Genomic DNA, 8,053 nt, shown 5'->3' with positions numbered 1-8,053 from the left:
GGGGGCGCCTTGGGCGGAGGAAGGGAAACGCCTTCGGCGGAGGAAGGGGTGCCTTGGGTGGAGGCGGGGGGCGCCTTCGGTGGAGGTAGGGGGCGCCTTGGGCGGAGGAAGGGGTGCCTTGGGTGGAGGCGGGGGGCGCCTTCGGTGGAGGTAGGGGGCGCCTTGGGTGGAGGCGGGGGGCGCCTTGGGCGGAGGAAGGGGGCGTGAACCGGATCACGGGCGCGGCGGCGGGTGCGCCGATTGAACGCCTGCGCAGGTCCAGGACGCCCGGGTCGGCGGCGCCCGTGGGCGCTGCCGAGGGGCGTGGGGAGGCGCCGGCGGCCCCCGGGGGAGGCTGCCCCCCCGGGGCCCGTCGGCTCGGGCCCTCAGCGCACCGTCGCCCGCTGGGTCACGGCGACGCATCCCAGGACGGTCGGCGCGGTCAGGGGGACGGCGGGGACGACGCGCTCGCCGAGCAGCGACGTGGACCACACGAGCGTCAGCAGGTGCTGGGCGAGCCGGAGTTGGCCGGCGCGGGCCACACCGATCGCCGCCATACCGCGGTACCGGACGACGAACCCGCCGAACTGCGACACCAGGGACGGCGAGGAAGCGGGCCTCCTGGGCGGAGCGCCCTGAACAAGCCCGGCCACGGACCCGGCCCGTGCGCCGAGGGGCTTGGCGCGCCGGTCCACAAGGCCCCAGCACGCGAGTTCCCGGCCTGAAACGGGTCACGGACCCGGTCCGGCGCCTGCCGTCCGAGGACCGGGCCGTAGGGCCGAAGTCGAGCGTTCCCGCGCCAGGGCCGAGGCTCTGAATGTCCATGGGCCGGTCCGGATGCCCATGGACCGGTCCGGCGGCTGCCGTCCGGCCGATCCGGCTGCCCGCAGGGCCGAGGTTCTTGCCGTCCCCGGGCGAGGGGCCGAAGCCCGCGGGGCCCCCGCGGCGCGGCCGCGTGGGCGCATCAAGGCCGCGGCCGCCACCGCGGCTCGAGTGGTGGGCCGCGCGGCGGCTAGAGGCTCGGCCGCTAGAGGCTCGGGCGGGAGCGGACCGGGTGGTCCTCCGGCATCTCGGCGACGCAGATCCTTACGCCATCCGGGTCGCAGATCCACATCTCGATCATGCCCCAGGGCTCGCGCAGGGGTGGCCGCAGCACGGTGACCCCCCGTTCCTCCAGTTCTCGCCGGGCCTCCAGCGCGTCAGGGACCTGCACCATCAGTTCCACTCCGGGCGCTGGGGGCGTGGCGGAGGTGCCGGAGACCTCGAGGAAGCCTCCACCGAGGAAGAAGACCGTGCCGCGCTCGGCGCCCGTGCCGAACTCGCGGTAGATCGCCAGGCCGAGCCCGTCCCGGTAGAAGGCGCGGCTGCGCTCCAGGTCGGTGGGGCGCAGCAGGATGCGGCTGCTGAGAATGTTGACCATCAGCGGACTGTAGGCAGTGCGCCCTCGGGAGGGAAACACCGGCGCGTTAGCCTTCGGAGCGTGGAGACCGCAGACCCCGCCGCATCGCTGACCTTCCGTGCCGCAGTCGAGGAGGACGTGCCCGCCCTGGTGGAGCTGGTCGAATCCGCCTACCGGGGCGACAGCAGTCGGCAGGGCTGGACCACCGAGGCCGACATCCTCGACGGGCAGCGCACCGACCCGCAGGGCGTCGCCGAGGTCGTGGGCGCCTCGGGCAGCCGCCTGCTCGTCGTCGAGCGGGACGGCGTGCTGGTCGCCTGCTGCCAGCTGGAGCACCGGGGCGCCCATGCCTACTTCGGGATGTTCGCCGTGCGCCCGGGACTGCAGGGCGCGGGACTTGGCCGGGCGGTCCTGGCCGAGGCCGAGCGCGTGGTCCGCGGCGAGTGGAACGCGCGTGAGATGCACATGACGGTGATCTCGGCCCGTGAGGAGCTGGTCGCCTGGTACGAGCGGCGCGGCTACCGGCGCACCGGCCGGACCACCCCGTTCCCCTACGGCGACGAGCGGTTCGGCCTGCCCAAGCGCGAGGGCCTGGAGTTCGAGACGCTGGTCAAGGAGCTGGGCTGAGCCCCTCCGCCTCGACGGCCCGCTTGATCGCGGGGAAGTCGGTCGTGCCGCCGTCCACGCCCAGGGTCCTGGCCAGAAGAAGGTCCCGCGGCGTGTTGACCACCCAGGACACCACCCCGATGCCCTCGTCGTGCAGGCGCTCCACGACGGCGAGGGTGAGCCTGCGCAGGTTGAGGACGGCCAGTTCGGCGCCCACGTCCTTGGCCCGTCGCACCACGTCCTCGCCGTAGCGGCCGGCGACCAGGCCGGTGCGCACCCCCGGCAGCCGTTCCCGGATCTCGGCCACCGCCTCGTCGTGGAACGAGATGACGGTGACCCGCTCCAGCAGGTCGCGGCGGCGCATGGTGTCCGCGAGGGCCCGCGCGGCCGCCCGGTCCTTGATCTCGGCCTGGAGCGGGGCGCGGACCGCGTCGAGCACCTCGTCGAACGTCGGTACCCGCTCACCGAGGCCGGCGTCGAGTTTGCGCAGCTCGTCCAGCGTGTGGTCGCCGATGGGGCCGCTGCCGTCGGTGGTGCGGTCCACGGTCGCGTCGTGCATCACGACAAGGGCGCCGTCGCTGCTCAGATGCAGGTCCAGCTCGATCACGTCGAGCCCCTCGCGTTCCGCCCTGATGAACGAGCGCAGCGTGTTCTCCGGCTCGACGCCCATGACGCCGCGGTGGCCGATGGTCAGGAAGCTCAAACTCGTGACCGCCTGTCGATCTCGGTTTCTGCGCGGGCGGAGAAGCCAACCCAAAAGCTCCAGTCGGCTCCGCAGCCTAGTGCCGGCGAAAGTCCGAACAGTGACAGGAGTGACGCGAGAGGGTGACGGGCATATGTACTGGGTGGCCTTTTCCGCGAGGACGGGAAGAACGACGGCAATGTGGGGGGTCGCACAGGATAATCTGCGGCCTCTCCCCTTGAGCGGGACAACCTCTCTTCTATACGCTGTCATGACGCGAGGTTCTCCTGTGAAAGTGGGGTGTCCATGAAAAATCTACTGTCGGTAACGGACATTGAGGGCGTAAACGGCGCGAGTGATGCAGCCGAGGCGCCCATGGGCACCGTGGCGCTCCCCGCCTGGGCCGATCTGAAGCGGGCCGTGGAGACCATCCGCCCCTGGCAGTCCAAGGACGGCTCGATCGACTTCGACGCCGAGGACGCCCCCGAGCGGGCCGAGGCAGAGCGGCAGGTGGCGGCGATGGCCGACGCCGTGCGCGCCCTCGCCCCCCGCTTCCCGCACGACGCCGAATACCTCGGCAAGCTCCTCACCGACCTCGACCGCTGGGCGGCCGACGGCTTCGGCGTGCCGGACTTCCTGGACTCACTGCTCGCCTTCCAGCCCTCCCAGGAGCGGCAGGACGGCCTCGAGCACCTGGTCCTCTTCCCGATGTACACGCAGAACGGCAACCCGAACCGCAACTTCGAGGCCGTCCTGCTCCGTGTCGTCTGGCCGCGGTGGCTGGCCGAACTCGAGCGCACGCGCTTCGACAACCCGATGTTCGTGCCCATCACCTTCGAGGACTTCACGGCCGGGTACGACACCGACTCCGCCGTCCTGTTCCCCGAGACCGTCGCCGTCCGCGAGGTCCCCGAGCGCTACAGCTGGGGCGGGATCTTCTGCGACCGCGAGGCCGCCCGCTTCCGCCGGGTGACGGCCTCCGCGGTGGAGACCCTGGGCCTGGAGCTGCCCGAGGACGCCCGGCGGCTCGTCGGCGACCAGGACCTCGCCGTGCAGACCTTCGTGCTGTGGGACCTCGTGCACGACCGCACGCACAGCCACGGCGACCTCCCGTTCGACCCGTTCATGATCAAGCAGCGGGCGCCGTTCTGGATGTACGCGCTCGAGGAGCTGCGCTGCGACCTCACGGCCTTCAAGGAGGCCGTGCGGCTGGAGTCCGAGGGCTTCGAGCACGGGCGCAACGTCCAGTTCGCGATTCTCTTCGACCGTCTCTTCCGGTTCCCGCTGACCGGTGAGAGGGTGCGCAACTACGACGGGCTCGGCGGACAGCTCCTCTTCGCCTACCTGCACAAGCACGACGCGGTCCGGTGGACGGACAACAAGCTCCGCATCGACTGGGACCTCGCCTCCACCGTCACCAACCAGCTCTGCGCCGAGATCGAGAAGCTCTACCGGGACGGAATCGACCGTCCGAAGCTGGTCCACTGGTTCGCCGCCTACAACCTGGTCGCGGCCTACCTGTCCCCGCACCCGGGGTCGGTGTGGGCCAAGGGCCCCGACGCGCTGCCGCTCGACCAGCCGCCCCGTAAGCTCGTGGACCAGGTACTTCCCGACGAGTTCCCGCTCAGCATGTTCTACGAGGCACTCAGCAAGAAGCTCAAGCACGTGATCGCCTCCACCAAGGGGATCACCGCAAAGGCCGCCGCGTGAACGAGGCGTCGCAGTCCAGGGAGGTGGCACGGATGAACAGCAAGCCCCTAGAGGGTGCCGTCGTGGCCGTGGCGGGAGCCGCGGGACCGGCCGGAAGGGCGGCCCTGCGCCGCCTGGCCACCGCCGGAGCCACCGTCGTCGCCTCCGACGCGGACGCCGAGCGGCTGCACGCCGCGGTGGACGAGGCCCGGGACGCCGCCGGGGGAGCGGTCGTCACCGGTGACACCGTCGACCTGCTGGACCTCCAGGCCGCCCGGGAATGGGCGAGCCGCACCGAGAAGGAGTTCGGACGGATCGACGGGCTGGTCCACCTCGTCGGCGGCTGGCGCGGCTCGGCCACGTTCACCGAGACGGACCTGGCCGACTGGGAGCTTCTGGAGAAGCTGCTCGTCAAGACCGTCCAGCACACCTCCCTGGCCTTCCACGACCCCCTGCTGCGCAGCCCCCACGGGCGCTATGTGCTGATCAGCGCGTCCGGTGCCACCAAGCCCACCGCGGGCAACGCCGCCTACGGCGCGGCCAAGGCCGCCGCCGAGGCCTGGACGCTGGCACTGGGGGACTCCTTCCGCAAGGCGGGGGGCGACTCGGGACCCTCGGCCGCGGCTGGGATCCTGGTGGTCAAGGCCCTGGTGCACGACGACATGCGGGCCCAGCGGCCCAACGCGAAATTCGCCGGCTTCACCGACGTGGCCGATCTCGCCGACGAGATCGCCGCGATGTGGGACCGGCCCGCCGAGGAAGTGAACGGAAAGCGCAAGTGGCTGACGCCTCAGTGACCTCGAACGACCAGCACGACCCGCACACGACCGACGCCGCGCGCCACCACGACCCGGCGGTGCGCGGCTTCGCGAGCGACAACTACGCGGGGGTCCACCCGGAGATCCTCGCCGCGGTCGCCCTCGCCAACGGCGGCCACCAGGTCGCCTACGGCGAGGACGACTACACCGGCCACCTCCAGGACGTCTTCCGCAGGCACTTCGGCCCCCGGGCCGAGGCGTTCCCGGTCTTCAACGGCACCGGAGCCAACGTCGTCGCCCTGCAGTCCGTCTCCGAGCGCTGGGGGGCCGTCGTCGCGGCCGAGAGCGCCCACATCCATGTGGACGAGTGCGGCGCGCCCGAGAAGATGGGCGGACTGAAGCTGCTCACCGTGCCCACGCCCGACGGCAAGCTCACCCCCGAGCTGATCGACCGCCAGGCCTGGGGCTGGGGCGACGAGCACCGCGCGCAGCCGCTGGCCGTCTCGATCACCCAGACCACCGAACTCGGCACCTGCTACGGCGTCGAGGAGGTCCGGGCCATCTGCGAGCACGCCCACGAGCGCGGCATGGTCGTGCACATGGACGGCTCACGGATCGCCAACGCCGCGGCCACGCTGGACGTGCCGCTGCGGGAGTTCACCACCGACGCCGGGGTCGACCTGCTGTCGTTCGGCGGCACCAAGAACGGCCTGCTGTTCGGCGAGTGCGTCGTCGTCCTCAACCCGGACGTCGCGCGCGGGGTGAAGTACCTGCGCAAGATGTCGATGCAGCTCGCCTCCAAGATGCGGTTCGTCTCGGTGCAGTTCGAGGCCCTGCTCGCCGGGGACCTGTGGCTGCGCAACGCCCGCCACTCCAACGCGATGGCCGAGCGCCTCGAAACCGCGGTGCGGGACATCGACGGGGTCACGGTCGTCCGTCCGGTCCAGGCCAACGCCGTGTTCGCGATCCTGCCGAGGGACGTCAGCGAGCGGCTCCAGAAGCGCTACCGCTTCTATTTCTGGAACGAGCACACCGGCGAGGTGCGCTGGATGGCCTCGTTCGACACCACCGAGGACGACATCGACTCGTTCGCGGCGGCCATCCTCGAGGAGATGGCCAAGCGGTAGCGTCGAGGAGATCGCCAAGCGGTGGCGCCGAAGGGAAGGCCGAGCGGGAGGCCCGCTGGATGCTCGAGACGCCCCGCCCGGTTCCGAGGGGGACCGCGGTGGGGCGTTTCGCGGTTCCCAACGCGTTCACTGGGTGAGACGGGCAGTCCGCGCCGCGACCGGGCGGACGGTCATCGGATACGCTGTCGCCCGTGACGACTGTCGAGCTGCTGCTTTTCGCGCGCGTGCATGTGGACCTGGTCCGGCACGCGAGCGCGCTGTGTCACCGCCCAAGCAGCTGAAGCACCCCAGTCCGGTCGTTCCACCCTGTCCGCGCCCGAGGGCGCCGGCAGGGACTTCTCAGCGGTGGTGACATTCCTTGACCATGACCCAGGCGCCCGCGGCCGTCCAGGCCCCCGCACAGCCGAACCCCGACCACACGTCCGCCCGGCCCGGCACCCGCCCTCGCGCGGACCTGCCCTCCCTGGCCGAGCTGCTGGACTTCGCTCGCCGCAGCGCCGCCGACGCGGAGCTCATCGCCAGTCTCAAGCCCGAGACGTTCGAGCGCAGCTGGCGGCGTCTCGAGGGTCCCGGCGGCTGCGAAGCATGGCTGCTGGCCTGGCCGCCCGGCAGTGAGACCGGCTGGCACGACCACGGAGGCTCCTCGGGGGCGTTCGTCACCGCCGTGGGCGGGCTGACGGAGTACTCCCTCGCCACGGAGCTGCCCACCGGGGGCTGGCGGACGCTGGAGCTGCTGGAGGGCCAGGACCGCACCCGTGAGCTGGGACCCGGCCAGGGGCGCGCCTTCGGCCCCCGGCATGTCCACCAGGTCGTCAACGAGTCGGAGACCGAGTACGCGATCTCCGTGCACGTCTACCACCCCTTGGTGCCGGTGATCCACCGGTACGGGCGCAAGGGCAATGTGCTCACCCTCAAGGCGGTGGAGCGCTCCGAGGACTGGTGACCCGCCGTCGGCACGCCGTCGAGCGGGTCCGCGGGGCCGGCGCGGTCGCGGCCGTCCGGGATGTGCCCGGCCGTGGCCGGTCCCCGCTAGTCCCTGGCTTCTTCCGGAGTGGGAGCGGTGCCCCCCATGTGGGCGGGCAGCCACCACGAGTCCTCCGGGCCCTTCGGCCGGTCGGGGTAGTCGCGCTGGGCGTCGCCAAGCAACTCCGCGATCCGGTCGCGCAGGCGCAGTGTCAGCTTGCCCGGCTTCTCGTCCGCGCCGGGGTGCACGGCCTCGCCGACACGGATGGAGATCGGGATGTGGCTGCGCGAGAAGTTGCGCGGGCGGCCCTTGGTCCACACCCGCTGCGTCCCCCACACGGCCATCGGCAGCAGTGGCACGCCCGCCTCCGTCGCGAGGCGGGCGGCGCCGGTCTTGAACTGCTTGAGCGTGAACGAACGGCTGATCGTCGCCTCCGGGAAGACCCCCACGATCTCCCCGGAGCGCAGCGCCTTGAGCGCGTGCTGGAAGGCATGCACGCCGTCCGCCCGGTCCACGGGGATGTGGTGCATCGCCCGCATGAGGGGTCCGGAGATCTTGTGGTCGAACACCGACTTCTTGGCCATGAAGCGCACCAGCCGCTTGGCGGGCCGGGCGGCCAGACCGCAGAAGACGAAGTCCAGGTAGCCGATGTGGTTGCTCACCAGCAGCGCCCCGCCCTTGCGGGGGATGTTCTCCGAACCCGCCAGGTCGATCCTGAGATCGAAGGCGCGGAACATCGTGTGCGCCACCCCGATGACCGGGGGATAGACGAGTTCTGCCACGTGGGAACACCTTTCCTGGCCCCGGGGGACAAGGTACGCAGCCGTAGGTTCGGCCTGTCGGCAGATG

The 8,053-nt window shown here is 71.5% G+C and carries 8 protein-coding genes and 1 pseudogene; 5 read left to right on the top strand and 4 right to left on the bottom strand.

The window, feature by feature from the left end; all coding sequences use genetic code 11:
- Positions 1-365: 365 nt before the first annotated feature.
- Both IEY86_RS27510 and IEY86_RS27505 read right to left on the bottom strand, forming a co-directional pair.
- A pseudogene (locus IEY86_RS27510) lies at positions 366-659 on the bottom strand (EamA family transporter); the annotation flags it as partial.
- Between the two features lie 347 nt (positions 660-1,006).
- A complete protein-coding gene (locus IEY86_RS27505) occupies positions 1,007-1,399 on the bottom strand; it encodes a VOC family protein (protein ID WP_189134562.1) in 393 nt (130 codons plus the stop codon).
- Positions 1,400-1,459: 60 nt separating this feature from the next.
- Between IEY86_RS27505 and IEY86_RS27500 the strand changes: the two genes are divergently transcribed.
- On the top strand, positions 1,460-2,005 hold the full coding sequence (locus tag IEY86_RS27500) for a GNAT family N-acetyltransferase (RefSeq protein ID WP_189134561.1): 546 nt from the start codon (positions 1,460-1,462) through the stop codon (positions 2,003-2,005).
- Here IEY86_RS27500 and IEY86_RS27495 read toward each other — a convergent pair.
- On the bottom strand, positions 1,989-2,687 hold the full coding sequence (locus IEY86_RS27495; protein ID WP_189134560.1) for a glycerophosphodiester phosphodiesterase: 699 nt from the start codon (positions 2,685-2,687) through the stop codon (positions 1,989-1,991). The two genes, IEY86_RS27500 and IEY86_RS27495, sit on opposite strands and share 17 nt — an antisense overlap.
- Before the next feature lie 354 nt (positions 2,688-3,041).
- Here IEY86_RS27495 and IEY86_RS27490 point away from each other — a divergent pair, with 354 nt between their 5' ends.
- The 4 genes from IEY86_RS27490 to IEY86_RS27475 all read left to right on the top strand — a co-directional run bounded on the left by IEY86_RS27490 (position 3,042) and on the right by IEY86_RS27475 (position 7,183).
- Positions 3,042-4,376: a DUF6421 family protein gene (locus IEY86_RS27490; protein WP_189134559.1), complete on the top strand. Its 1,335-nt coding sequence runs from the start codon at positions 3,042-3,044 to the stop codon at positions 4,374-4,376.
- Positions 4,377-4,408: 32 nt separating this feature from the next.
- Entirely contained in the window at positions 4,409-5,152 is a 744-nt protein-coding gene (locus tag IEY86_RS27485) for an SDR family NAD(P)-dependent oxidoreductase (RefSeq protein ID WP_189134558.1), read from the top strand.
- The gene (locus tag IEY86_RS27480; RefSeq protein ID WP_229698804.1) at positions 5,134-6,240 is read left to right on the top strand and encodes a threonine aldolase family protein; all 1,107 of its coding nucleotides are present in this window, start codon (positions 5,134-5,136) and stop codon (positions 6,238-6,240) included. Before IEY86_RS27485 ends, IEY86_RS27480 begins: the two co-directional genes overlap by 19 nt.
- A gap of 364 nt (positions 6,241-6,604) precedes the next feature.
- Positions 6,605-7,183, top strand: a complete 579-nt coding sequence (locus IEY86_RS27475) for a cupin domain-containing protein (protein ID WP_189134557.1) — start codon at positions 6,605-6,607, stop codon at positions 7,181-7,183.
- An 86-nt stretch (positions 7,184-7,269) separates the two neighbouring features.
- On the opposite strand, the gene IEY86_RS27470 is transcribed toward IEY86_RS27475, so the two are convergent.
- Positions 7,270-7,986 (bottom strand): lysophospholipid acyltransferase family protein, encoded by a 717-nt coding sequence (locus tag IEY86_RS27470; protein WP_189134556.1) that lies wholly within the window; start codon positions 7,984-7,986, stop codon positions 7,270-7,272.
- Positions 7,987-8,053 lie beyond the last annotated feature (67 nt).

It is taken from the genome of Wenjunlia tyrosinilytica (assembly GCF_014646055.1).
In the GTDB taxonomy this organism is placed as follows: Bacteria; Actinomycetota; Actinomycetes; order Streptomycetales; family Streptomycetaceae; genus Wenjunlia; species Wenjunlia tyrosinilytica.
This window is presented reverse-complemented; position numbering and strand designations above follow the sequence as displayed.

What these genes read in the sequence shown, in the direction of transcription:
- IEY86_RS27505 (WP_189134562.1), bottom strand. Translation starts at nt 1,399, where the DNA reads ATGGTCAACATTCTCAGCAGCCGCATCCTGCTGCGCCCCACCGACCTG.
- IEY86_RS27490 (WP_189134559.1), top strand. Translation starts at nt 3,042, where the DNA reads ATGGGCACCGTGGCGCTCCCCGCCTGGGCCGATCTGAAGCGGGCCGTG.
- IEY86_RS27485 (WP_189134558.1), top strand. Translation starts at nt 4,409, where the DNA reads ATGAACAGCAAGCCCCTAGAGGGTGCCGTCGTGGCCGTGGCGGGAGCC.
- IEY86_RS27475 (WP_189134557.1), top strand. Translation starts at nt 6,605, where the DNA reads ATGACCCAGGCGCCCGCGGCCGTCCAGGCCCCCGCACAGCCGAACCCC.